This window comes from Streptomyces sp. NPDC005925 (genome assembly GCF_040638805.1).
GTDB lineage: Bacteria > Actinomycetota > Actinomycetes > Streptomycetales > Streptomycetaceae > Streptomyces.
Genome location: NZ_JBEXVL010000002.1, coordinates 111,035 through 133,378 on the forward strand (window position 1 = coordinate 111,035; position 22,344 = coordinate 133,378).

General features: G+C 73.6%; 20 protein-coding genes. 16 read left to right on the forward strand and 4 right to left on the reverse strand.

The window, feature by feature from the left end; translation table 11 throughout:
- Positions 1 to 22 precede the first annotated feature (22 nt).
- Positions 23 to 748: an MBL fold metallo-hydrolase gene (locus ABZ354_RS03240; RefSeq protein WP_358652397.1), complete on the reverse strand. Its 726-nt coding sequence runs from the start codon at positions 746 to 748 to the stop codon at positions 23 to 25.
- 173 nt (positions 749 to 921) lie between these two features.
- Here ABZ354_RS03240 and hrcA point away from each other — a divergent pair, with 173 nt between their 5' ends.
- From hrcA to ABZ354_RS03260, 4 genes are all read left to right on the forward strand, one after another.
- Positions 922 to 1,938: a heat-inducible transcriptional repressor HrcA gene (gene hrcA / locus ABZ354_RS03245; protein ID WP_358653128.1), complete on the forward strand. Its 1,017-nt coding sequence runs from the start codon at positions 922 to 924 to the stop codon at positions 1,936 to 1,938.
- Complete coding sequence (gene dnaJ, locus ABZ354_RS03250; protein ID WP_358652399.1) at positions 1,939 to 3,075, forward strand: molecular chaperone DnaJ; 1,137 nt, start codon at positions 1,939 to 1,941, stop codon at positions 3,073 to 3,075. It begins immediately after the preceding gene.
- 132 nt (positions 3,076 to 3,207) lie between these two features.
- Positions 3,208 to 4,278: a nitronate monooxygenase gene (locus ABZ354_RS03255; protein WP_358652401.1), complete on the forward strand. Its 1,071-nt coding sequence runs from the start codon at positions 3,208 to 3,210 to the stop codon at positions 4,276 to 4,278.
- Entirely contained in the window at positions 4,275 to 5,021 is a 747-nt protein-coding gene (locus ABZ354_RS03260) for a 16S rRNA (uracil(1498)-N(3))-methyltransferase (RefSeq protein WP_358652403.1), read from the forward strand. The genes ABZ354_RS03255 and ABZ354_RS03260 overlap by 4 nt, the downstream gene beginning before the upstream one ends.
- A gap of 217 nt (positions 5,022 to 5,238) precedes the next feature.
- Here ABZ354_RS03260 and ABZ354_RS03265 read toward each other — a convergent pair whose 3' ends face one another.
- Complete coding sequence (locus tag ABZ354_RS03265; RefSeq protein ID WP_358652405.1) at positions 5,239 to 6,900, reverse strand: hypothetical protein; 1,662 nt, start codon at positions 6,898 to 6,900, stop codon at positions 5,239 to 5,241.
- Between the two features lie 208 nt (positions 6,901 to 7,108).
- Between ABZ354_RS03265 and ABZ354_RS03270 the strand changes: the two genes are divergently transcribed.
- From ABZ354_RS03270 to ABZ354_RS03290, 5 genes are all read left to right on the forward strand, one after another.
- Positions 7,109 to 7,648 carry a hypothetical protein gene (locus tag ABZ354_RS03270; RefSeq protein WP_358653130.1) on the forward strand — a complete coding sequence of 180 codons (540 nt, stop codon included), beginning with the start codon at positions 7,109 to 7,111 and terminating at the stop codon, positions 7,646 to 7,648.
- An 80-nt stretch (positions 7,649 to 7,728) separates the two neighbouring features.
- A complete protein-coding gene (locus tag ABZ354_RS03275) occupies positions 7,729 to 10,944 on the forward strand; it encodes a S41 family peptidase (RefSeq protein WP_358652407.1) in 3,216 nt (1,071 codons plus the stop codon).
- Between the two features lie 241 nt (positions 10,945 to 11,185).
- Entirely contained in the window at positions 11,186 to 11,539 is a 354-nt protein-coding gene (locus ABZ354_RS03280) for a histidine triad nucleotide-binding protein (protein WP_358652409.1), read from the forward strand.
- 3 nt (positions 11,540 to 11,542) lie between these two features.
- Positions 11,543 to 12,448 carry a ribonuclease Z gene (locus ABZ354_RS03285; protein ID WP_358652411.1) on the forward strand — a complete coding sequence of 302 codons (906 nt, stop codon included), beginning with the start codon at positions 11,543 to 11,545 and terminating at the stop codon, positions 12,446 to 12,448.
- 20 nt (positions 12,449 to 12,468) lie between these two features.
- A complete protein-coding gene (locus tag ABZ354_RS03290) occupies positions 12,469 to 13,461 on the forward strand; it encodes an adenosine deaminase (protein ID WP_358652413.1) in 993 nt (330 codons plus the stop codon).
- Between the two features lie 54 nt (positions 13,462 to 13,515).
- Here the strand turns inward: ABZ354_RS03290 and ABZ354_RS03295 are convergent, their stop codons facing one another.
- Complete coding sequence (locus ABZ354_RS03295) at positions 13,516 to 14,835, reverse strand: MFS transporter (protein ID WP_358652415.1); 1,320 nt, start codon at positions 14,833 to 14,835, stop codon at positions 13,516 to 13,518.
- Between the two features lie 913 nt (positions 14,836 to 15,748).
- Between ABZ354_RS03295 and ABZ354_RS03300 the strand changes: the two genes are divergently transcribed.
- From ABZ354_RS03300 to era, 7 genes are all read left to right on the forward strand, one after another.
- Positions 15,749 to 16,870, forward strand: a complete 1,122-nt coding sequence (locus ABZ354_RS03300) for a PfkB family carbohydrate kinase (RefSeq protein WP_358652417.1) — start codon at positions 15,749 to 15,751, stop codon at positions 16,868 to 16,870.
- A 127-nt stretch (positions 16,871 to 16,997) separates the two neighbouring features.
- Positions 16,998 to 18,077, forward strand: a complete 1,080-nt coding sequence (locus tag ABZ354_RS03305; RefSeq protein WP_358652419.1) for a PhoH family protein — start codon at positions 16,998 to 17,000, stop codon at positions 18,075 to 18,077.
- 12 nt (positions 18,078 to 18,089) lie between these two features.
- The gene (gene ybeY / locus ABZ354_RS03310; protein ID WP_358652421.1) at positions 18,090 to 18,587 is read left to right on the forward strand and encodes an rRNA maturation RNase YbeY; all 498 of its coding nucleotides are present in this window, start codon (positions 18,090 to 18,092) and stop codon (positions 18,585 to 18,587) included.
- A complete protein-coding gene (locus ABZ354_RS03315; RefSeq protein ID WP_358652423.1) occupies positions 18,584 to 19,885 on the forward strand; it encodes a hemolysin family protein in 1,302 nt (433 codons plus the stop codon). The genes ybeY and ABZ354_RS03315 overlap by 4 nt, the downstream gene beginning before the upstream one ends.
- Positions 19,882 to 20,241 carry an MmcQ/YjbR family DNA-binding protein gene (locus ABZ354_RS03320; protein WP_358652425.1) on the forward strand — a complete coding sequence of 120 codons (360 nt, stop codon included), beginning with the start codon at positions 19,882 to 19,884 and terminating at the stop codon, positions 20,239 to 20,241. Before ABZ354_RS03315 ends, ABZ354_RS03320 begins: the two co-directional genes overlap by 4 nt.
- A 34-nt stretch (positions 20,242 to 20,275) precedes the next feature.
- The gene (locus ABZ354_RS03325) at positions 20,276 to 20,629 is read left to right on the forward strand and encodes a cytidine deaminase (protein WP_358652427.1); all 354 of its coding nucleotides are present in this window, start codon (positions 20,276 to 20,278) and stop codon (positions 20,627 to 20,629) included.
- 151 nt (positions 20,630 to 20,780) lie between these two features.
- A complete protein-coding gene (gene era, locus ABZ354_RS03330) occupies positions 20,781 to 21,740 on the forward strand; it encodes a GTPase Era (RefSeq protein ID WP_358652429.1) in 960 nt (319 codons plus the stop codon).
- 319 nt (positions 21,741 to 22,059) lie between these two features.
- Here the strand turns inward: era and ABZ354_RS03335 are convergent, their stop codons facing one another.
- On the reverse strand, positions 22,060 to 22,326 hold the full coding sequence (locus ABZ354_RS03335; protein ID WP_358652431.1) for a protealysin inhibitor emfourin: 267 nt from the start codon (positions 22,324 to 22,326) through the stop codon (positions 22,060 to 22,062).
- Positions 22,327 to 22,344: the final 18 nt, after the last annotated feature.

Consider the following 22,344-nt stretch of genomic DNA (forward strand, 5'->3'; position numbering starts at 1 on the left):
AGGAGAAGCCGCCCCCGCCCGGTCACGACACGCCGAATCGCGCCGCCAGCTCGTCGCGCTGGGCCCGGACGAACGCCGCGCCCACGACCGCTCCGTGGCCGGGCACGTACAGCGCGTCCTCGCCGCCCAGGCCGAGCAGCCGGTCCAGGGCGGCGGGCCACCGGGCCGGTACGGCGTCCGGACCGGCCTGAGGTTCGCCGGACTCCTCGACGAGGTCGCCGCAGAACACCACCTCGCGGTCGCCCGGCACCAGTACGGCGAGGTCGTGGGCGGTGTGGCCCGGCCCCACGTTCGCCAGCAGGACCTGCCGGCCGTCGCCCAGACCGAGGGTCCACTCGCCGCTGACCAGGTGGCGCGGCGGCAGGAGCGCCCCGGCGGCCTCTTCCGCGGCCGCCCTGTCCAGCCCGTTGCGCACCGCGTCCGCGCGCAGCTCCTCCCGGCCGCGCGGCGCGAAGAGGCCGTCCATGCCGACGGCGCCGTACACCTCCGCCCCCGCGAACGCCGGGGTGCCGAAGACGTGGTCGAAGTGCGGGTGGGTCAGCGCGACATGCGTCACAGGGTGGCCGGTGAGCCGTTCCGCCTGCTCCCGCAGCCGGACGCCCTCGGCGAGGCTCGCACCGGTGTCGATCAGCAGCGCGGCGCCCGATCCGACGACGAGCCCGGCCGTGCAGTCCCAGCCCGGCAGCCGGCACCGGCCCACTCCGCCGGCCACGTGCTCCCATCCCAGCTCTTCCCAAGTCACCGTCATACGGCGACGCTAGCCCTGACGTCGTCCCCCGGCGCGGCGGGATCTTCCGGCACGGAGTGCGACCGCCCTTGCCCCCGGTGCACCCCCCGGCCGTACACTTGGCCGGGGAAGTCTGGCACTCGCACATGCCGAGTGCCAGGGACGACGGCGGACGACATCTGGAGGTGTGCGCGGTGCTCAGTGAACGCAGGCTCCAGGTGCTGCGCGCCATCGTCCAGGACTACGTCGGCACCGAGGAGCCCGTCGGCTCCAAGGCGCTCACCGAGCGGCACAACCTCGGCGTCTCCCCGGCCACCGTGCGCAACGACATGGCGGCCCTGGAGGACGAGGGCTTCATCGCGCAGCCGCACACCAGCGCGGGGCGCATCCCCACGGACAAGGGCTACCGGCTCTTCGTGGACAAGCTCGCGGGCGTCAAGCCCATGTCGCCGCCCGAGCGGCGCGCCATCCAGAACTTCCTGGAGGGCGCCGTCGACCTGGACGACGTCGTGGCCCGTACGGTGCGGCTGCTCGCGCAGCTCACCCGGCAGGTCGCCGTCGTGCAGTACCCGTCGCTGACCCGTTCGACCGTGCGGCACGTGGAGCTGCTGTCCCTCGCCCCGGCGCGGGTCATGCTCGTGCTGATCACGGACACCGGGCGGGTCGAGCAGCGGGTCGTGGACTGCCCGGCGCCGTTCGGCGAGATGGCGCTCGCGGATCTGCGGGCGCGGCTCAACAGCCGGGTCGCGGGCCGTCGGTTCACGGACGTGCCGACGCTGGTGGAGGACCTGCCGGAGGCCTTCGAGGCCGAGGAACGCGGCACGGTCGCATCGGTGCTGTCCACCCTCCTCGAGACGCTGGTCGAGGAGAACGAGGAGCGGCTGATGATCGGCGGCACCGCCAATCTGACCCGCTTCGGGCACGACTTCCCCCTCATGATCCGGCCGGTGCTGGAGGCGCTGGAGGAGCAGGTGGTGCTCCTGAAGCTGCTCGGCGAGGCCCAGGATCCGGGCGTGACCGTGCGAATCGGTCACGAGAACGCCCATGAAGGACTCAACTCCACGTCCGTCGTGTCGGTCGGCTACGGTTCGGGCGGCGAGGCGGTTGCCAAGCTCGGCGTGGTCGGACCGACCCGCATGGACTACCCGGGAACGATGGGAGCGGTACGCGCAGTGGCACGGTACGTCGGACAGATCCTGGCGGAGTCGTAAGTGGCCACGGACTACTACGCCGTTCTCGGCGTGCGTCGCGACGCGTCGCAGGAAGAGATCAAGAAGGCCTTCCGGCGGCTCGCTCGCGAGCTGCACCCGGACGTCAATCCGGACCCGAAGACCCAAGAGCGGTTCAAGGAGATCAACGCCGCGTACGAGGTGTTGTCGGACCCGCAGAAGAAACAGGTCTACGACCTCGGCGGTGATCCGCTCTCGCAGGCCGGGGGCGGTGGCGCGGGCGGCTTCGGGGCCGGCGGCTTCGGGAACTTCTCCGACATCATGGACGCGTTCTTCGGCACGGCGTCGCAGCGCGGGCCGCGCTCGCGCACCCGCCGCGGCCAGGACGCGATGATCCGCATCGAGATCGAGCTCGACGAGGCCGCGTTCGGCACGACCAAGGACATCCAGGTCGACACGGCCGTCGTGTGCACCACGTGCAGCGGCGAGGGCGCCGCCCCGGGCACCACGGCGCAGACCTGCGACATGTGCCGGGGCCGCGGCGAGGTCTCCCAGGTCACCCGGTCCTTCCTGGGGCAGGTCATGACGTCACGGCCCTGCCCGCAGTGCCAGGGCTTCGGCACGGTCGTCCCGACGCCCTGCCCGGAGTGCGCGGGCGACGGCCGGGTCCGCTCCCGCCGCACCCTGACCGTGAAGATCCCCGCCGGTGTCGACAACGGCACGCGCATCCAGCTCGCCGGTGAAGGTGAGGTCGGGCCCGGCGGCGGTCCCGCCGGTGACCTGTACGTGGAGATCCACGAACTGCCCCACTCGCAGTTCCAGCGGCGCGGTGACGACCTGCACTGCACGGTCACCCTCCCGATGACGGCGGCGGCTCTCGGTACGAAGGTGCCGCTGGAGACCCTCGACGGGCTGGAGGAGGTCGACATCCGTCCGGGCACCCAGTCCGGGCAGTCGATCCCGCTGCACAGCCGGGGCATCACGCATCTGCGCGGCGGCGGCCGGGGCGACCTGATCGTCCACGTCGAGGTGCAGACGCCGACCAAGCTCGACGTGGAGCAGGAGCGCGTACTGCGCGAGCTGTCCAAGCTGCGCGGCGAGGAGCGGCCCCAGGGGCAGTTCCAGCCGGGCCAGCAGGGACTGTTCTCGCGGCTGAAGGACGCGTTCAACGGCCGCTGAGGCACCGGCCGGCAACGCCCCCGTGGGGGCCCGGCGGGGCGGTGGCGCGAGGGCCGGAAGGCCCGGCTCCGCCGTCCCGGGGTGTGCATGGGCCGATTCGGACTTGTTCGGAGGACGTGACACCATGCCGTCATGTCCTCCGCACTGACCGATCTTCTCCCTCACCCGATCGTGCAGGCGCCCATGGCGGGCGGCGTCTCCGTGCCGCGGCTCGCCGCCGCCGTGTCCGAGGCGGGCGGGCTCGGGTTCCTCGCCGCCGGGTACAAGACCCCCGACGGCATGTACCAGGAGATCAAGCAACTGCGGGGACTGACGGACCGGCCCTTCGGCGTCAACGTGTTCATGCCGCAGCCCGAGACGCCCGACCGGGCCGCGGTCGACCTCTACGCCCGCCGGCTCATCGCCGAGGCCGACTGGTACGAGACCGAGCTGGGCGACCCGGACAGCGGACGCGACGACGGCTTCGACGCCAAGCTCACGGTGCTGCTGGAGAACCCGGTGCCGGTGGTCTCCTTCCACTTCGGCTGTCCCGCGCGGGACGTCGTGGACGCCCTGCGCCGCGTCGGCACCCGCACGCTGGTGACCGCCACCACCCCCGACGAGGCCCGTGCCGTCGAGGCCGCCGGCGCCGACGGCGTGATCGCGCAGGGCATGGAGGCGGGCGGTCACCAGGGCACCCACCGGGACTACCCGGAGACGGACGGCTCCGGATACGGGCTGCTCACCCTGATCGCCCAGATCCGGGAGGCCGTCGGCATCCCCGTCATCGCCGCCGGCGGCATCATGCGCGGCAGCCAGATCGCCGCCGCCCTCGCGGCCGGCGCGAGCGCCGCCCAGCTCGGTACCGCGTTCGTCGTCACGCCCGAGTCCGGCGCCCACATGCTGCACAAGCAGGCGATGACCCACCCCCTCTACGCACGGACCGAGTTGACGCGGGCGTTCTCGGGCCGCCCGGCGCGCGGACTGGTCAACCGTTTCCTTCGCGAGCACGGCCGGTACGCGCCCGCCGCGTACCCGGAGCTCCACCACCTCACCTCGCCGCTGCGCAAGGCCGCCGCCGGGGCCGGTGACGCGCAGGGCATGGCCCTGTGGGCGGGGCAGGGACACCGCATGGTGCGGGAGCTGCCCGCAGGCCGGCTCGTGGAGGTGCTCGCCGCCGAACTCGCCGCCGCCCGCGCCGCGTTGGCGGGCGGCGTCCGATGACCGCGCCGGTGTTCGTGGTCGACCACTTCGGGGCGGGCGCCGACGCCGAGGGCCGTTACGTCCTGTCCGGACCCGAGGGGCGGCACGCCGTCTCCGTGCGGCGGCTGCGCCCCGGGGAGGGCGTCGTTCTCACCGACGGCGCCGGACGGTGGGCCGAGGCCGAAGTGCTCGACACGGAGGGCAAGGACCGTCTGGTCCTGCGCGTGGGCCAGGTCGCCGAGGAGCCCGCCGAGTCGCCCCGCATCACCGTGGTGCAGGCCCTGCCCAAGGGCGACCGGGGCGAGTTGGCCGTCGAGACCATGACCGAGGTCGGGGTCGACGCCATCGTGCCCTGGTCGGCGGGGCGCTGCATCACGCAGTGGAAGGGCGAGCGCGGCCTGAAGGCGCTCGGCAAGTGGCGGGCCACGGCCCGCGAGGCGGGGAAGCAGTCCCGCCGTGTGCGGTTCCCGGACGTCGCGGACGCCGCCACGACCAAACAGGTCGCCGCGCTGCTCGCGGACGCCGACTTCGCCGCCGTACTGCACGAGACCGGCGACGAGCCGCTCGCCACCGCCGACCTGCCCGCGGCCGGCCACATCGTGCTGGTCGTCGGTCCCGAGGGAGGCGTGTCCCCCGACGAACTGGCGCTGTTCACCGACGCGGGCGCACGCGCCTACCGCCTGGGCCGCAGCGTGCTGCGCACCTCGACGGCGGGGACCGCCGCCGCGGCCCTTCTGCTGGGGCGTTCGGGCCGCTGGTCCTGACGGGCACGCCTCAGGAGGCGGAGCGGTGGCGTGTTCGGGGTTCGCGCAGAGCAGACGTCGGCCTTCCTCGCGGTGTACGCCTCGTGCGGGGCACGTCGACGGCAGGTCGCCGGACCGTCGAGCCGGCGCGTCCGGCGACCGGGACGGCCGCCGACCGGGACGGCCGCCGACCGCGCCGGGGCGTTCGGGCCGGTGGTCCGACGGTCCGCCGTCCGTCTCAGGCCGTCGGGCACCTGCGCGTTCGAGGCGGGTGCGCGGGCAGGAGCTGGACGTCCTCGCGGCGCACGGCGAAGGCCTCCGGGCCCTCCTCGTCGTGGCTGCGGGCGGGGTCCCACAGCCAGATCCACTCGCCGGTCGTCCCGAAGGAGAGGACCGGGCGGCCGGTGGGGACGGGGCCGTTCTCCACCGCCACCGGCTCGTCCGGCTTGAGCGGGCGCACGCACACCAGCCGGCCCCGCAGCCCGAAGTAGCCGGACGGCGCGGCCCCGCGTGACACGGCGCGTACGGCGTCGTCCGCCGCGTCGTCCGCCCGCTCGGTGCCGAGGGCGACGGCGGTCAGGGCGTAGGCGACGGCCAGCAGCGTGGCCAGGACGATGGCGAACAGCCGGTTCGTGCCGTCCCGGAACAGGTGGAAGTGGCGCAGCCAGCCCACCACCGCGACGAAGAACAGGGCACTGACCAGCGCCACCGTCATCGGTTCCGCGGCGGCCAGATACCGCCCGAGGGCCGGGGTGGGCACCACGTCCCGGCGGATGTCGAACCGGTCCAGATAGGCGTCGTGCATCTGCCCGCCGAGCCACGCCACCATCGACCACGCCACGGGCACCGACAGCGGAACCAGCCAGGTCGCGTGCCGGGTGAACACGGTGCGGCGCAGCGCGAGGACGACACCGGTGCCGGTGAACGCCGCCAGGGCCAGCATCAGCAGCGCCGCCCACAGCGCACCGGGCCGCAGGTCGCGTCCCACCAGCGCGCCGAAACCGGCCATGGCCGTGGTGCCCGCGACGCCCGCGGCCCACTGCGCCGCACGCGAGCGGTCCCGGGTCTCCTTGGCCATCCGGCCCAGCGGCACCGCGCCCGCCGTGCTGAGCAGCGCGGGCGGCAGTTTCCACCAGCCGTCCGCCCCCACCACGTACAGGCCGCACATCGCCGCGAGCACGATGCCCACCGCGCCCGCGACCATCCAGCCGCGGTCGGCACGGCGTTCCTGCGGCGTGCGCAGGAGCGGCGGGTTCGCGTCCGAGTGGCCCGGCACCCGCAGCGAGTGCCGCGCCGGGTCGAAGGTCCGGCCGCCCAGGTCACGGGCCGTCAGCTCCGCCTCGGCCGCCTCCCGCGAGTCCGGCCCGGCGGGCACGGTGACGGCCCGCTGCTCGTCCGCCCCGCCGCACCAGGTCCACAGCCGGGCGACGGCCCCCCGCAGCCGCCCGCCCAGGGGCAGGGCCCGGTGCACGTGGTACGTGGTGCGCCGCGCCCGCTCGTGCTCGACCAGCGCCGCGTCCCGCACCCAGGCGCCCAACGCGGCCTGTCGCGTCAGCAGTTCCAGCTCGGCGACAGCGGTGCGGACGGCTCCGAACCGGGCGCCGTGCAGCCGGACCTCGACGATCAGCGCGGCGCGGTGCCCGGAGCGGGGCCCCGCCTCCGCGGCCCCGGCGGGCCGCACGGACCAGCCGCGTTCCTCGAACAGGGCGGTGACATAGGCGACTTCGTCGGCGTGGTCCACGACGTCGACGAGCATCCGCACCCGGCGCCGGTACGGCGGCTGCGGCGGACCCTCGGCGGCCGGCCCGGCCGGAGAATCCCCGGGCTCGTCCGGTACGCGCGGAGGAGGCACGGGCCGGGTGTTCCTGCGGGTGTGGATCCGCGGGGTCGGCGAGGGCATCGACGCTCCTCCGTCGGCGGGCGGCTGAAGACCTCCCGATTGTCTCCCGCCGGGAGGGCGGAGCGGCCACGCGGGACAGCGGCCGGGCGCGGAAGGGGCGTACGGGGAGCGGTCGTACGGTAGGGGCGCGCGGCGGGCGGCCGGGCGGGCGTGGCCGTATGCGCCCTACCGTCCGTGGCGTCGCGGTGGCAGGCTGTCGTCCATGTCCATGGGGGCTTTCACACGGATGTGGCGCGGGCCGGTCGCCGCCGCGGGGTTCGCCGTGGTCGCGGTGACCGGTGCCGTCGCCTGCGACCCGGTCGAGCTGAACGCCGGGGCGGTGGCCTACACGACGGACCAGACGGTGACCCGCGAGCTGGAGCGGCAGAAGGCGGACGTGCGGTGGCTCACCTGCAGGGCCACCTACGACGAGGACGGCGGCGACGGCAGGGTGGGGCCCACCCCGTCCGGGAGCGCCGTCGCCAGCGTCGACTGCGAGGGTGAGACCGGCGACGGGAAGGACATCACCGTCAGGGGCAAGGTCACCCGGAGCGTCAGAGGTGCCTGCGTGCGCGGCGATCTGACCGCCAAGGTGGACGGCAAGGTGTGGTTCCACGTCGACGGCCTGGGCAACTGCGACGCCACCACCCCGCCCCCCGTGGCCGACCACCCGGGGGGCGGGGGAGCGAGACCGGCCGCCACCGTGACCGTCACCCGGACCGTCTGGTGCCGCCAGGACCCGAACTGCCGTCCCGTCGAGGGCAAGTGAACCGGTCACAAGGGCGTACGGTCCCGGTCAGCTGATCGGAACCCCTGTCCGCGGGCGCCGCCCCTGCGTAGGGTGACCAAGTGACTCAGCCTGCGACGACAGCACCGGCGGCATCGCCTGCGTATCTCCGGTTTCCGCACCTGCACGGCGAGTTGATCGCCTTCACGGCCGAGGACGACGTGTGGGTCGCTCCTCTCGACGGCGGACGCGCCTGGCGGGTCAGCGCCGAGAACGTGCCGGTGACCATGCCCCGTATCTCGCCCGACGGCACGACGGTCGCCTGGACCTCCACCCGCGACGGCGCCCCCGAGGTGCATGTCGCGCCGGTCGACGGCGGCCCCGCCAGACGTCTCACCCACTGGGGCAGCTGGAAGACACAGGTGCGCGGCTGGACCCCGGACGGACGGGTCCTCGCGATCACCACCCACGGCCAGGCCAGCCTGCGCCGCAGCTGGGCCCGCGCCGTCCCGCTGGACGGCGGCCCGGCCACCACCCTGCCGTACGGCCCGGTCGGCGGCGTCGCCCACGGCCCGCACACCGTGCTGCTGTCGGCCACGATGGGCCGCGAGGCCGCCACGTGGAAGCGCTACCGGGGCGGCACGGCGGGCAAGCTGTGGATCGACCGGGACGGCGAGGGGGAGTTCGTCCGGCTGCACGAGGAGCTGGACGGCAACATCGAGCACCCGTTCTGGGCCGGGGACCGCATCGGGTTCCTCTCCGACCACGAGGGCACCGGCGCCGTGTACTCCTCCCTCGCCGACGGCTCCGACCTGCGCCGCCACACCCCGCTCGGCGGGTTCTACGCCCGGCACGCCGCCACCGACGGCAGCCGCGTCGTGTACTCCAGCGCCGGTGAGCTGTGGCTGCTGGACGACCTCGACGGCGCCGAGCCGCGCCGCCTCGACATCCGGCTCGGCGGGCAGCGCGTCGACCTGAACCCGTTCCCCGTCAACCCCGCCCGCTGGTACGGCGCGGCCTCCCCCGACCACACGGCGCGCGGCAGCGCCGTCGCCGTACGGGGCTCCGTGCACTGGGTCACCCACCGCTCCGGCCCGGCCCGCGCGCTCGCCGCGCAGGCCGGCGTACGGGCCCGGCTGCCGCGCACCTTCCGCGCCGACGGCGAGGAGTGGGTGGTGTGGGTGACCGACGCCGAGGGCGACGACGCGCTGGAGTTCGCGCCCGCCACCGGTCTCGCCCCGGGTGCCACGCCCCGCCGCCTCGCCGCCGGACGGCTCGGCCGTGTCCTCTCCCTCGCCATGGCGCCCGACGGCAGCCTCGCCGCCGTCGCCTCGCACGACGGCCGGGTGCTGCTCGTGGAGCGGGAGAGCGGCGAGGTCCGCGAGGTCGACCGCAGCGAGCACGGCGACGCCTCCGGGCTGGTGTTCTCCCCGGACTCCACCTGGCTCGCCTGGTCGCACCCCGGGCCGAGGCCGCTGAGCCAGCTCAGGCTCGCCCACACCACCGACCTGTCCGTCACGGAGGCGACACCGCTGCGCTTCCAGGATTATTCGCCCGCGTTCACCCTGGACGGCAAGCACCTCGCCTTCCTGTCGGCCCGTTCCTTCGACCCGGTCTACGACGAGCACGTCTTCGACCTGGCCTTCGTGGAGGGCGTACGCCCGTATCTGATCACGCTGGCAGCGACCACGCCGTCGCCGTTCGGGCCGCAGCGGCACGGCCGCCCCTTCGAGACCCCGGACCGGGACGAGACCCCCGACAGCGAGGGCACCCCCACCACCCGCATCGACCTGGACGGCCTCGCCGACCGCATCGTGCCCTTCCCGGTGGAGGCCGCCCGCTACTCCGGCCTGCGCGCCGCGAAGGACGGCGTCCTGTGGCTGCGCCACCCGGTGCACGGCGTCCTCGGGCACTCCCGGGCCACGCCCGACGGCCCCGACCCGCAGAGCGCGCTGGAGCGCTACGACCTCGCCCAGCACCGCGTCGAGCACCTCGCCCACGACGCCGACCGCTTCGCCGTCAGCGGCGACGGCAGGCGGGTGCTGCTGTGGACGGACGGCCGGCTGAAGGTCGTCCCCAGCGACCGGCGTGCCTCGGGCGACGACGACAGCGACACCAACATCACCGTCGACCTGTCCCGCGTACGCCACCTGATCGACCCGGCCGCCGAGTGGCGGCAGATGTACGAGGAGACCGGCCGCATCATGCGGGACCACTTCTGGCGGTCCGACATGAGCGGCGTCGACTGGGAGGGCGTCCTCGACCGCTACCGCCCCGTCCTCGACCGCGTCGCCACCCACGACGACCTGGTCGACCTGCTGTGGGAGGTGCACGGCGAACTCGGCACCTCGCACGCCTACGTCACCCCGCGCGGCGGCTTCGGCGGCGGCGCCCGGCAGGGCCTGCTCGGCGCGGACATCTCCCGCCACGAGGACGGCAGCTGGCGCGTCGACCGCGTCCTGCCCTCCGAGACGTCCGACCCGGACGCCCGTTCCCCGCTCGCCGCGCCGGGTGTCGCCGTCCGCCCCGGGGACGCGATCGTCGCCGTCGCAGGGCAGCCGGTCGATCCGGTGACCGGCCCGGGGCCGCTGCTGGTGGGCACCGGGGGCAAGCCCGTGGAGCTGACGGTGCTGCCGTCCGGCGGCGGCGAGGCACGGCACGCGGTGGTCGTCCCGCTGGACGACGAGGAGCCGCTGCGCTACCACGCGTGGGTCGCCGACCGGCGCGCGTACGTCCACGAGAAGTCCGGCGGGCGGCTCGGCTACCTGCATGTCCCCGACATGCAGGCGCCCGGCTGGGCGCAGATCCACCGGGACCTGCGCGTCGAAGTGGCCCGCGAGGGCCTCGTCGTCGACGTCCGCGAGAACCGCGGCGGCCACACCTCCCAGCTGGTCGTGGAGAAACTGGCGCGGCGGATCGTCGGCTGGGCCTCGCCGCGCGGCATGCGGCCCTACAGCTATCCGCAGGACGCGCCGCGCGGGCCGGTCGTCGCCGTCGCCAACGAGTTCTCCGGCTCCGACGGCGACATCGTGAACGCGGCCATCAAGGCGCTGGGTATCGGCCCGGTCGTCGGTGTGCGCACCTGGGGCGGCGTCATCGGCATCGACAGCCGCTACCGCCTGGTCGACGGCACGCTGATCACCCAGCCGAAGTACGCGTTCTGGCTGGAGGGTTACGAGTGGGGCGTGGAGAACCACGGCGTGGACCCGGACGTGGAGGTCCCGCAGCGACCCCAGGACTACGCGGCGGGCCGGGACCCCCAGCTGGACGAGGCGGTCCGGCTGGCCCTGGAGGCCCTGGAGCAGACCCCGGCGAAGACACCGCCGAGCCTGCCGTGATCCGTCGTCGCTGATCCACGGGGCACGCGTACCGGCCGGCATGCGCCGGTACGCGTGCCCGACGCGACCCGACCCGACGCCACCTGAGGCGAGCCGACCCGAGACCCGCAAGCCGGCAGCCCGCGCCATGGGCCATGCGCCATGGGCCATGGCCCATGCGCCGAACCCGGGCGACGCCGGGCCGTCGTCGCACAAGCGCCCGATACGATGCCCTCGTATCCGATCAACAGCCGGAGGACACATGGCAGGGGAACCGCAGGACGACTGCCTGTTCTGCAAGATCGTCGCGGGTCGGATCCCGGCGACGGTCGTCCGCGAGACGGACACCACCGTCGCTTTCCGGGACATAAACCCGCAGGCCCCGACGCACGTCCTGGTCATCCCCAAGGCGCACTACCGGGACGCCGCCGACCTCGCCGCCGGCGCCCCGCAGATCGCCGCCGACGTGCTGCGCGAGACGCAGGCCGTCGCCGACGACGAGAAGCTCGACAGCTACCGCATCACCTTCAACACCGGCGCCGGCGCCGGCCAGACCGTGTGGCACGCGCACGCCCACGTCCTCGGTGGCCGCGGCCTCCAGTGGCCCCCCGGATAAGCGTTGTCCGTACGTGAACTGGTCGTCCTCGGCACCGCCAGTCAGGTCCCGACCCGGCACCGCAACCACAACGGCTACCTGCTGCGCTGGGACGGCGAGGGCATCCTGTTCGACCCCGGCGAGGGCACGCAACGCCAGATGCTGCGCGCCGGGGTCGCCGCCCACGACCTGAACCGGATCTGCGTCACCCACTTCCACGGCGACCACTCCCTCGGCCTGGCGGGCGTGATCCAGCGCATCAACCTCGACCAGGTGCCGCACGAAGTGACCGCGCACTACCCGCGATCGGGCAAGCGCTTCTTCGACCGCCTGCGGTACGCGACCGCGTACCGCGAGACGGTGCCGTTGACCGAGGTCCCGGTCGCCGCAGACGGCGTCCTGGCGGCCACCCCCGGCTACACGCTGGACGCCCGCAGGCTCTCCCACCCGGTCGAGTCCTACGGCTACCGGCTGACCGAGCCCGACGGCCGCCGCATGCTGCCCGAGCGGCTCGCCGCGCACGGCATCCACGGCCCCGACGTGGGCCGTCTCCAGCGGGACGGCGTCCTCGACGGGGTGCGTCTGGAGGACGTGAGCGAGGTGCGGCGCGGGCAGCGGTTCGCGTTCGTCATGGACACCGGGCTGTGCGACGGCGTGCACGAGCTGGCCGACGGCTGCGACATGCTGGTCATCGAGTCGACGTTCCTCGACGAGGACACCGGCCTCGCGCTCGAGCACGGCCACCTCACCGCCGGGCAGGCGGCCCGCGCGGCCCGGGACGCGGGCGTACGGCATCTGGTCCTCACGCACTTCAGCCAGCGCTACAGCGACCCGGAGGAGTTCCAGCGGCAGGCGAGGGCCGCCGGCTTCGACGGCGAGCTGACCGTGGCCCGCGACCTGCTCCGGGTACCCCTTCCGAAACGCCGGTGAAGGGCTCGTACGATGCCCTGATGCCCCTCCCGATAGCCGAACTGCACCTGCACATCGAAGGCACCCTGGAGCCCGCGCTGGCCTTCTCGCTGGCCGCCCGGAACGGCGTGACCCTGCGCTACGCCGACACGGACGAGCTGCGCGAGGCCTACCGTTTCCAGGACCTGCAGTCCTTCCTCGACCTGTACTACGAGCTGATGGCGGTGCTGCGCACCGAGCGGGACTTCGAGGACCTGGCGAACGCCTACCTGGCCCGGGCCGCCGCGCAGGGCGTGCGGCACGCGGAGATCTTCTTCGACCCGCAGGCCCACCTCGCCCGGGGCGTCGCCATGAGGACCGTGGTCGAGGGCCTCTGGCGGGCGCTGGGCCGCAGCCGGGACAACCACGGCGTCTCCACGCGGCTCGTCATGTGCTTCCTGCGGGACGAGCCCGCCGAGTCGGCGATGGCCACGCTGGAGGAGGCCGGGCCGTACCTGGACCGGATCACGGGCGTCGGCCTGGACTCGGCGGAGGCCGGGCATCCGCCGGTGAAGTTCCGCGAGGTGTACGAGGCCGCCGCCGCGCTGGGCCTCCGGCGCGTGGCGCACGCGGGCGAGGAGGGCCCGCCGGAGTACATCACCGAGGCCCTGGACGTGCTCGGCGTGGAGCGCGTCGACCACGGCCTGCGCTGCCTGGAGGACCCGGAACTGGTGGAGCGGCTGGTCCGTGACCGGGTGCCGCTGACCCTGTGCCCGCTGTCGAACGTACGGCTGCGCGCCGTGGACACCCTGGCCGACCACCCGCTGCCAGCCATGCTGGAGGCGGGCCTCATGTGCACGGTCAACTCCGACGACCCGGCCTACTTCGGCGGCTACGCGGGCGACACCTACGACGCCGTGCGCACCACTCTCGGTCTCACCGACGACCGGCTGCGCGAACTGGCCCGCAACTCCTTCCTCGCGTCCTTCCTGGAGGACGAGGAGGAGCTGCGGGCCGCGTATCTGGCCGAGGTGGCGGCGTACGAGTTCCGGTAGCCGCCGGGCGTACGGCCGCCGGGTGACCGGGGGCCGTACGCCGCCGCGGGGCCGTCAGGTGCCCGCCGCGCCCGGCATGGTCGCCGCCGCGGCGGTGCCGTACTCGCCCTGCGCGGGCACGGCCTGGGCGTCGACGGGGAACTCCACGACGGGGATGTCGGCGAGCGTGGTCGGCCCGCTGTCCGCGTGCTCGGCGAACGGGATGTCCACGACCGGCACCTGACCTGCGGGAACCTGCTCGGCCGACTGCGGCAGCCGCCCGGCGAACAGCGCGACTCCGGTCATCGGCACGGCGACCACCAGCAGTCCCGCCGCGAGGACCAGACCCATGCCGGTGAAGCCGGCCGACGCCGCCAGCACGCTGCCCACCAGCGGCCCGGCCGCGGTGCCGAGCGAGGACGCCGACCCTATGAGCACCGCCCAGCGACCGCGCGGGTCGAGAGTGGCGGCCAGGCCGATGAGGTAGGACAGGACCACCGGGTAGAAAGTGTTCCAGGCGATCTCGCCCGACGCGAAGCCGCTCAGGTCGGTCGCGGAGGCGCTGAGTACGACGCAGCCCGCGATGAGGACCGTGCCGCCGCCGACCGGGACCGCCCGGCCGAGCCGCGTCCCGAGCGCGCCCGCCGCCAGCACACCGAGCAGCCCGGCGCCGAGCGCCACGGCGAACACCACGCCGACGGTGGCCTCACCGAGGCCGGCCTGCGTCAGACCGATCCGGCCGCTGACGCCCCACAGCGAGTTCTGCACGAGGGACCAGCACACCATGGCGGCGGCCAGGACGACTCCGGCGCGCAGGTGGGGCAGCCGGGCCGTGCTCAAGTGGGCGTGCGCCGAGGCGGTGCGGCCCGGGAGGCTGCCGGTCAGCGGCCACACGACGAGCGCGGTGAGCGCGACCGCGCCGAGCGGCAGCCCGTGGCCGGAGCCGAGGTGAGGCACCGTCAGATAGGCGGCGCCGGCCAGCGCGGAGACGCTGAGCAGGCCGAGCGTGGTCGTCCGGTGCGGGTCGCGCTGTGCGGCGATGCCGGTGGCGGCGACCGTGGTGACCGTCCCGGAGCCGAAGCCGCCGAGGACCGCGCCGACGACGATGACGGGGACGAGGCCGGTCAGCGCGGCGGCGCCGTAGCCGAGGACGGCGAGGGCGAGACCGGCGCGGGCCAGGACGCGCGGCCCGATCCGCTCGACGCGGGAGGCCCACAGGAAGCCGGCCGCAGCCGAACTCAGCAGCAGGGCGCTGCCGACGGCGCCGGACTGTGTGGCGGAGAGCGGAAGTCCCGAGTCGAGCCTGCCGACGATGGTCGGGAGGAGGTACGGGGCGAGATACCCGGCCGTGAAAAGGGCGACGAGGGGCCGGGGCGGGGTGCGAGGGGCGAACACGGGCGGTCCCAGGGCATGCGAAATGAAGCGTTGATGGGGGAGGGGCGCCGACCGTCGACGGACAGGAACGCGCGGCCAATTTGTATCAAGCACGTATTGGTGCAAGCGAGGCGAGTGGGTGTGATCTAGGTCACTATTGCGTTTGTGCTCGTGGAGGCCGGGTAGAAGGGCGCTTTTTCCGTGGGCGACTGGGGAGAACCGGGTGGGCGGCCTCCCGTTTCGGCCGGGGCGGAGAGCGTCTCCGGCCCGGCGGGTGCCCGCCCGTGCGGTCACCGCAGCGGGTCCTGCCGGCCTGCCGCCGTCCGGCTGCCGCAGGGCGTGCGCACCGTCCGTCCCGCTGCCGCAGGGCGTGCACACCGTCCGTCCGGCTGCCGCAGGGTGTGCGCTCTTGCCGTTCGGCTGGGGAGCAGGGGTGCGCGACCACCACTCGGGGGTGGCTGACCGCCGCGTCTGCCATCGTCGAGGGTGGCCGCCGCCGGCTCCCACCGCTGAGGGTGGGTGACCGCCGCCTGCCGCCACCGCCCGAAGGTGGGTGACCTAGTCGTGTGCTCCCCACCAAGGGTGCATGATCGTCGCGCGGTCACCGCCGTGCCCCGTCGGCGCCCGCTCGGCGACGGCGGCACGTTGCGCGCACCCGACGACACCGCGCGAGGCGTGTCACCGACCTCCTGGGTCACCCCGGGGTCCCGCGCTGCCGGCCTCTGCCCCCGTCCCGGACGCAAGCCCCGCCGGCCGCCCGGCGTGCGTGTGGCGGCGCGCTCCCCTCTGGCACGACCCGCTCCGGGATCCCGGTGCACCGCGCAACCCCGCCCCTCCCCGGAACCCGGCCACCCCGGAAAGGCCACTCGGCCGCGCCGCTCCCCCCGACTGGTGCACACTGGCCTGACCCGCACCATGTCAGGGAGAGCGCACCGTGACCGCGTCCGCCTCGTCCCCCGGAGAGGGGCCAGCCCGCCGAGCCCAGGCCGACCCCCTGGCCGCCCTGCGCACCCCCGACGACCCGCCCTGGGACGTTTACCTCACGGGCACCGTCTTCCTCGACATCATCTTCACCGGGCTCGACTCCGCCCCGGTGCGCGGCACCGAGTCCTGGGCCCGCGGCATGGGGTCCAGCCCGGGCGGCATCGCCAACATGGCGACCGCCCTCGCCCGTCTCGGCCTGCGCACCTCCCTCGCCGCGGCCTTCGGCGACGACCACTACGGCGACTACTGCTGGGACGCGCTCGCCCAGGGCGAGGGCATCGACCTCACCCCCTCCCGCACCGTGCCCTGCTGGCACTCCCCGGTCACCGTCTCCATGGCGTACGACGGCGAGCGCACGATGGTCTCCCACGGCCACGAGCCGCCCCCCGAGGAACCCGCCCCCGACTGCCCGCCGCGCGCACGTGCCGCCATCACCTCCCTCACCCCCGGCAAGAGCGCCCCCTGGATCGCCCAGGCCGCCGCCAGGGGCGCCCGGGTCTTCGCCGACGTCGGCTGGGACGACACCGGCGCCTGGGACCTGGCCGGACTGACCGACCTCGCCCACTGCGAGGCGTTCCTGCCCAACGCCGCCGAAGCCATGAACTACACCCGCACCGACTGCCCCCGCACCGCCGCCCACGCCCTCACCGAACACGTACCGGTGGCCGTCGTGACCCTCGGCGCGGAAGGCGCGTACGCCGTGGACCGCCGCACGGGGGAGACCGCCGACGTGCCCGCCATCGCCGTCGAGGCCCTGGACCCGACCGGTGCCGGCGACGTCTTCGTCGCAGGATTCGTCACCGGCTCCCTGGCGGGCTGGCCACTCGCCGACCGGCTCGCGTTCGCCGGCCTGACCGCCGCGCTCTCCGTGCAGGAGTTCGGCGGCTCGCTCTCCGCGCCCGGCTGGTCCGAGATCTCCGCCTGGTGGCGCAAGGTCCAGTCCGTCGACACCCAGGACCCGGCCGCCCTGCGCCGCTACGCGTTCCTCGCGGACCTGGTCCCCGACGAGGTGGCCCGCCCCTGGCCGCTGCGCCGCGCGGTCCCCACCATCGGCTTCCGGCGCCCGGCGTAGGACCCCGGCCGGAGGCAGGGAAAAGGCCTACGGCGTTGTCGGTGCACCGTCGTACCCTTGAAGGGCGAGGCCGCCCACAGCTACGCGGCCGTGACGAGGAGGAACCGCAGGCCTTCAGAGCCGGCCCATGACTGACACACCCACAGATCGCACCCCCGCGCAGGAGCAGGCGAAAGCGCGGTTCACCGTCCCCGCCCAGCACCCCATGGTGACCGTCCTGGGGTCGGGCGACGCCCTGCTGCGGGTGATCGAGAGGGCCTTCCCGGCGGCCGACATCCATGTCCGGGGCAACGAGATCAGCGCGACCGGCGACCCGGCCGAGGTCGCCCTCGTACAGCGCGTGTTCGACGAGATGATGCTGGTGCTCCGCACCGGGCAACCGATGACGGAGGACGCAGTGGAACGCTCGATCGCGATGCTCAGGGCGAGCGACAACGGGGAGAGCGACGGCCGGGAGACCCCGGCCGAGGTGCTCACGCAGAACATCCTGTCCTCGCGCGGCCGCACGATCCGCCCCAAGACGCTCAACCAGAAGCGCTACGTGGACGCGATCGACAAGCACACCATCGTCTTCGGCATCGGCCCCGCCGGCACCGGCAAGACCTATCTGGCCATGGCCAAGGCGGTGCAGGCCCTGCAGTCCAAGCAGGTCAACCGCATCATCCTGACCCGCCCCGCCGTCGAGGCCGGCGAACGCCTCGGCTTCCTCCCGGGCACCCTCTACGAAAAGATCGACCCGTACCTGCGCCCGCTGTACGACGCCCTGCACGACATGCTCGACCCGGACTCGATCCCCAAGCTGATGGCGTCGGGGACCATCGAGGTGGCACCGCTGGCATACATGCGCGGCAGAACGCTCAACGACGCCTTCATCATCCTGGACGAGGCGCAGAACACCAGCCCCGAGCAGATGAAGATGTTCCTCACCCGGCTCGGCTTCGACTCGAAGATCGTGATCACCGGTGACGTGACCCAGGTCGACCTGCCGGGCGGCACCAAGTCCGGACTGCGGCAGGTCCAGGACATCCTGGACGGCGTGGAGGACGTCCACTTCTCCCGGCTGTCCTCCCAGGACGTCGTACGGCACAAGCTGGTGGGCCGTATCGTCGACGCCTACGAGAAGTACGACAGCGACCACGGCACCGAGAACGGCGCGCACAAGCCGCGCGGCAAGTCCTCCGGTGCCGCGGGCTCCAAGGGGAAGTAGACCAGCACGACCATGTCGATCGACGTCAACAACGAGTCCGGCACCGAGGTCGACGAGCAGGCGATCCTCGACATCGCCCGCTACGCGCTCGCGAAGATGCGCATCCACCCCCTCTCCGAGCTCTCGGTGATCGTCGTGGACACCGACGCCATGGAGCAGCTCCACATCCAGTGGATGGACCTCCCCGGCCCGACGGACGTCATGTCCTTCCCGATGGACGAGCTGCGCCCGCCCGCGAAGGACGACGACGAGCCGCCGCAGGGCCTGCTCGGCGACATCGTGCTGTGCCCCGAGGTCGCCAAGAAGCAGGGCGACGAAGCGCCGACGCAGCACACCATGGACGAGGAGCTCCAGCTGCTCACCGTCCACGGTGTGCTGCACCTGCTGGGCTACGACCACGAGGAGCCGGACGAGAAGGCCGAGATGTTCGGCCTGCAGGCCGCCATCGTGGACGGCTGGCGTGAGGAGAGGGGCCTGACCGGCCCGTCCCCGGCCCCGACCGTCTCATGAGCCTGCCGCTCGTCTCCGGAGCGATCGCCCTGGTGGTCGTGGCGTGGCTCGCCGCCTGCGCCGAGGCGGGCCTCGCCCGGGTCTCCAGCTTCCGCGCCGAGGAGTCCGTACGCTCCGGGCGGCGCGGCAGCGCCAGGCTCGCGCAGGTCGCCGCGGACCCGACGCGCTACCTGAACGTGGCCCTGCTGGTCCGCGTCGCCTGCGAGATGGCCGCCGCCGCGCTCGTCACGTACGCCTGCCTGCGCGAGATCAGCGGCACCTCGCAGGCGCTGCTCGCCGCGATCGGCGTCATGGTCCTCGTGTCGTACGTCGCGGTCGGGGTCTCCCCGCGCACCATCGGCCGGCAGCACCCGCTGAACACGGCGACCGCGGCGGCGTACGTGCTGCTGCCGCTCGCCCGCGTGATGGGCCCCATCCCGTCGCTGCTGATCCTCATCGGCAACGCCCTCACCCCCGGCAGGGGTTTTCGCCGCGGCCCGTTCGCGTCCGAGGCGGAGCTGCGGGCCATGGTCGACCTCGCCGAGGCCGAGTCCCTCATCGAGGACGAGGAACGCCGCATGGTGCACTCGGTCTTCGAACTGGGCGACACGCTCGTGCGGGAGGTGATGGTCCCGCGCACCGACCTCGTCGTCATCGAGCGGTACAAGACCATCCGTCAGGCCCTCACCCTCGCCCTGCGCTCGGGTTTCTCCCGCATCCCGGTGTCCGGCGAGAGCGAGGACGACATCGTCGGGATGGTGTACCTGAAGGACCTGGTCCGCAAGACGCACATCAGCCGGGAGACGGAGAGCGAGCTGGTGTCCACGACGATGCGCCCGGCGGTCTTCGTGCCCGACACCAAGAACGCCGGTGACCTGCTGCGTGAGATGCAGAAGGACCGCAACCACGTGGCCGTCGTCATCGACGAGTACGGCGGCACGGCCGGCATCGTCACCATCGAGGACATCCTCGAGGAGATCGTCGGCGAGATCACCGACGAGTACGACCGTGAGCTGCCACCCGTCGAGGACCTGGGCGAGGACCGCTACCGGGTCACCGCCCGCCTCGGCATCGGCGACCTGGGCGAGCTGTACGGCCTGGAGGAGTTCGACGACGAGGACGTGGAGACGGTGGGCGGTCTGCTGGCCAAGGCCCTGGGCCGCGTCCCGATCGCGGGTGCCTCGTCCGTGGTGGAGCTGCCGGACGGGCGCGAGCTGCGGCTGACCGCCGAAGCCGCCGCCGGCCGCCGGAACAAGATCGTCACGGTGCTCGCGGAGCCGGCCGGCTCTCTTGCCGACGAGGAGGACGAGCCGGAATGACCCCCCAGGAGCTGCGCGCCCTCTGCCTGTCGTTCAACGCGGCCGTGGAGGACTTCCCGTTCAACCCCGACACCTCGGTGTTCAAGGTGCTCGGCAAGATGTTCGCCCTGACGAACCTGGACGCGCGGCCCCTGACCGTCAACCTCAAGTGCGACCCGGACGACGCCCTCCGGCTGCGTGGCGAGCACGACGGCCTGATCGTCCCCGGCTGGCACATGAACAAGCGCCACTGGAACACGGTCACGGCCGACGCCGGCCTGCCGGACCGGCTGGTGCGGGAGCTGGTCGAGGACTCCTACGACCTGGTCGTGGCGGGCCTGCCGCGCGCCGACCGGCTGCGCCTGGACCGCCCCTGACCCGGTCCGTATACGGCTCCGTATGCTCACGGTCATGACCGACAGCAGCGCGCTCGACCCTGAGGACCGCAAGATCGTCACCCTGGCCCGCTCCGCGCGGGCCCGCAACGGTGTGCCCGAGGGCGCCGCCGTGCGCGACGAGACCGGACGGACGTACGTCGCCGGGACCGTCGCCCTGGACTCCCTGCGACTGAGCGCCCTGCGGACGGCGGTGGCGATGGCGGTGGCGTCGGGCGCGAAGTCCCTGGAGGCCGCGGCCGTGGTCACCGAGGCCGAGTCGGCCCCGGCCGAGGATCTGGCGGCCGTGCGCGACCTCGGCGGCCCGGCGGCACCGGTACTGCTGGCCGGCCCGGACGGCAGCGTTCGCGCCACGATCACGGCGGGCTGACGCACCGGGGCCGGTCATCTGCCACCGGGGGCTGACGCACCCGTCACCGGCTCACTCGCCCCGGGCTTCCCCGGACCTCCCCCGGGCCCTCGCGAGGGCCGGGGGGCACGCGTGTGCGGCGGGGGCTTGTGGATCAGGGAGAATGGGCGCCATGAGCGTTCGCAGCCAGTCATCCGGGCCGTCGGAATCGTCGGAGGCCGCCCACAGGTCGGGTTTCGCCTGTTTCGTGGGCCGCCCCAACGCGGGCAAGTCCACCCTCACGAATGCTCTGGTCGGCCAGAAGGTGGCGATCACCGCGAACCAGCCGCAGACGACGCGGCACACGGTGCGGGGGATCGTGCACCGGGAGGAAGCCCAGCTGATCCTGGTCGACACCCCGGGCCTGCACAAGCCGCGCACCCTGCTGGGCGAGCGGCTGAACGACGTGGTGCGCACCACGTGGGCGGAGGTCGACGTGATCGGCTTCTGCCTGCCGGCGAACGAGAAGCTGGGCCCCGGCGACCGCTTCATCGCCAAGGAGCTGGCGGGGATCAGGAAGTCCCCCAAGGTCGCGATCATCACCAAGACCGACCTGGTGGACTCCAAGACGCTGGCCGAGCAGCTCATCGCCGTCGACCAGCTCGGCAAGGAGCTCGGCATCACCTGGGCGGAGATCGTCCCGGTGTCGGCGACCGCGAACAAGCAGGTCGACCTGCTGGCGGACCTGCTGGTCCCGATGCTTCCCGAGGGACCTCCGCTCTACCCGGAGGGCGACCTCACCGACGAACCCGAGCAGGTCATGATCGCCGAGCTGATCCGCGAGGCGGCCCTGGAAGGTGTGCGCGACGAACTGCCGCACTCCATCGCCGTGGTCGTCGAGGAGATGCTGCCGCGCGAGAACCGCCCGGCGGACAGGCCGCTGCTGGACATCCACGCCAACCTCTTCATCGAGCGCTCCAGCCAGAAGGGCATCGTGATCGGCCCGAAGGGCAAGCGGCTGAAGGACGTCGGCATCAAGTCCCGCAAGCAGATCGAGGCGCTGCTGGGCACGCCCGTCTTCCTGGACCTGCACGTGAAGGTGGCGAAGGACTGGCAGCGGGACCCGAAGCAGCTGCGCCGCCTCGGCTTCTGAGGGCCGACGGGCGCGACTGCTTCTGCCGCCGCTCCCGCGGCAGGTCGCGGTACCGGCCGTTCGCGGTCGTCGGTGTCCTTGGGCGTCCCGAAGTCCACGTGGACGAGGCCGAAGCGCAGGGCGTACCTCTGCCCGCGCGAGGTCGTCCGGCAGGGACCGTACGACGTGGCCGCGCGAGTCGACGCCCGCTTCCGACGCCCGCCTCCGGCGCCCGGTGCGGGGCCAGGAGGCGGGCGCCGGCCCGCGCGCTGCGGTCCTGGCCGTCGTGGCGGGGCAGGCTCACGCACCGCCGACGCCCCCGACGCGCGTCCCGGACGCGTTACGCGCCCTCCTTCAGGACCCGTGAGATCAGCGTGCGCTGCTCCTCGGTCAGCCGGGGGTCGGCGCAGTACACCGTGGTGCCGTCGACCGTGATCCGGTAGCTGAAACCGTCCGGCACTCCGACCGGCGGCGTGCCCGGGCCCGCGGCGACCGCCCGCTCGGCCAGCGCCCGCCACTCGTCCTCGTCGGCACGTCCCGAGGTGTCGACCTCGGCATGGCGCTCGATGCCCGCGAAGCCACCCGTGCGCCTCACCTGAATTCGCATGGGTCCCTGTGTAGTACG

Excerpts from the sequence above, each read along its gene's own strand:
- ABZ354_RS03240 (WP_358652397.1), bottom strand. The coding sequence starts at position 748 with ATGACGGTGACTTGGGAAGAGCTGGGATGGGAGCACGTGGCCGGCGGA.
- ABZ354_RS03255 (WP_358652401.1), top strand. The coding sequence starts at position 3,208 with ATGTCCTCCGCACTGACCGATCTTCTCCCTCACCCGATCGTGCAGGCG.
- ABZ354_RS03260 (WP_358652403.1), top strand. The coding sequence starts at position 4,275 with ATGACCGCGCCGGTGTTCGTGGTCGACCACTTCGGGGCGGGCGCCGAC.
- ABZ354_RS03265 (WP_358652405.1), bottom strand. The coding sequence starts at position 6,900 with ATGCCCTCGCCGACCCCGCGGATCCACACCCGCAGGAACACCCGGCCC.
- ABZ354_RS03270 (WP_358653130.1), top strand. The coding sequence starts at position 7,109 with ATGGGGGCTTTCACACGGATGTGGCGCGGGCCGGTCGCCGCCGCGGGG.
- ABZ354_RS03280 (WP_358652409.1), top strand. The coding sequence starts at position 11,186 with ATGGCAGGGGAACCGCAGGACGACTGCCTGTTCTGCAAGATCGTCGCG.
- ABZ354_RS03290 (WP_358652413.1), top strand. The coding sequence starts at position 12,469 with ATGCCCCTCCCGATAGCCGAACTGCACCTGCACATCGAAGGCACCCTG.
- ABZ354_RS03305 (WP_358652419.1), top strand. The coding sequence starts at position 16,998 with ATGACTGACACACCCACAGATCGCACCCCCGCGCAGGAGCAGGCGAAA.
- ybeY (WP_358652421.1), top strand. The coding sequence starts at position 18,090 with ATGTCGATCGACGTCAACAACGAGTCCGGCACCGAGGTCGACGAGCAG.
- ABZ354_RS03315 (WP_358652423.1), top strand. The coding sequence starts at position 18,584 with ATGAGCCTGCCGCTCGTCTCCGGAGCGATCGCCCTGGTGGTCGTGGCG.
- ABZ354_RS03320 (WP_358652425.1), top strand. The coding sequence starts at position 19,882 with ATGACCCCCCAGGAGCTGCGCGCCCTCTGCCTGTCGTTCAACGCGGCC.
- ABZ354_RS03325 (WP_358652427.1), top strand. The coding sequence starts at position 20,276 with ATGACCGACAGCAGCGCGCTCGACCCTGAGGACCGCAAGATCGTCACC.
- era (WP_358652429.1), top strand. The coding sequence starts at position 20,781 with ATGAGCGTTCGCAGCCAGTCATCCGGGCCGTCGGAATCGTCGGAGGCC.
- ABZ354_RS03335 (WP_358652431.1), bottom strand. The coding sequence starts at position 22,326 with ATGCGAATTCAGGTGAGGCGCACGGGTGGCTTCGCGGGCATCGAGCGC.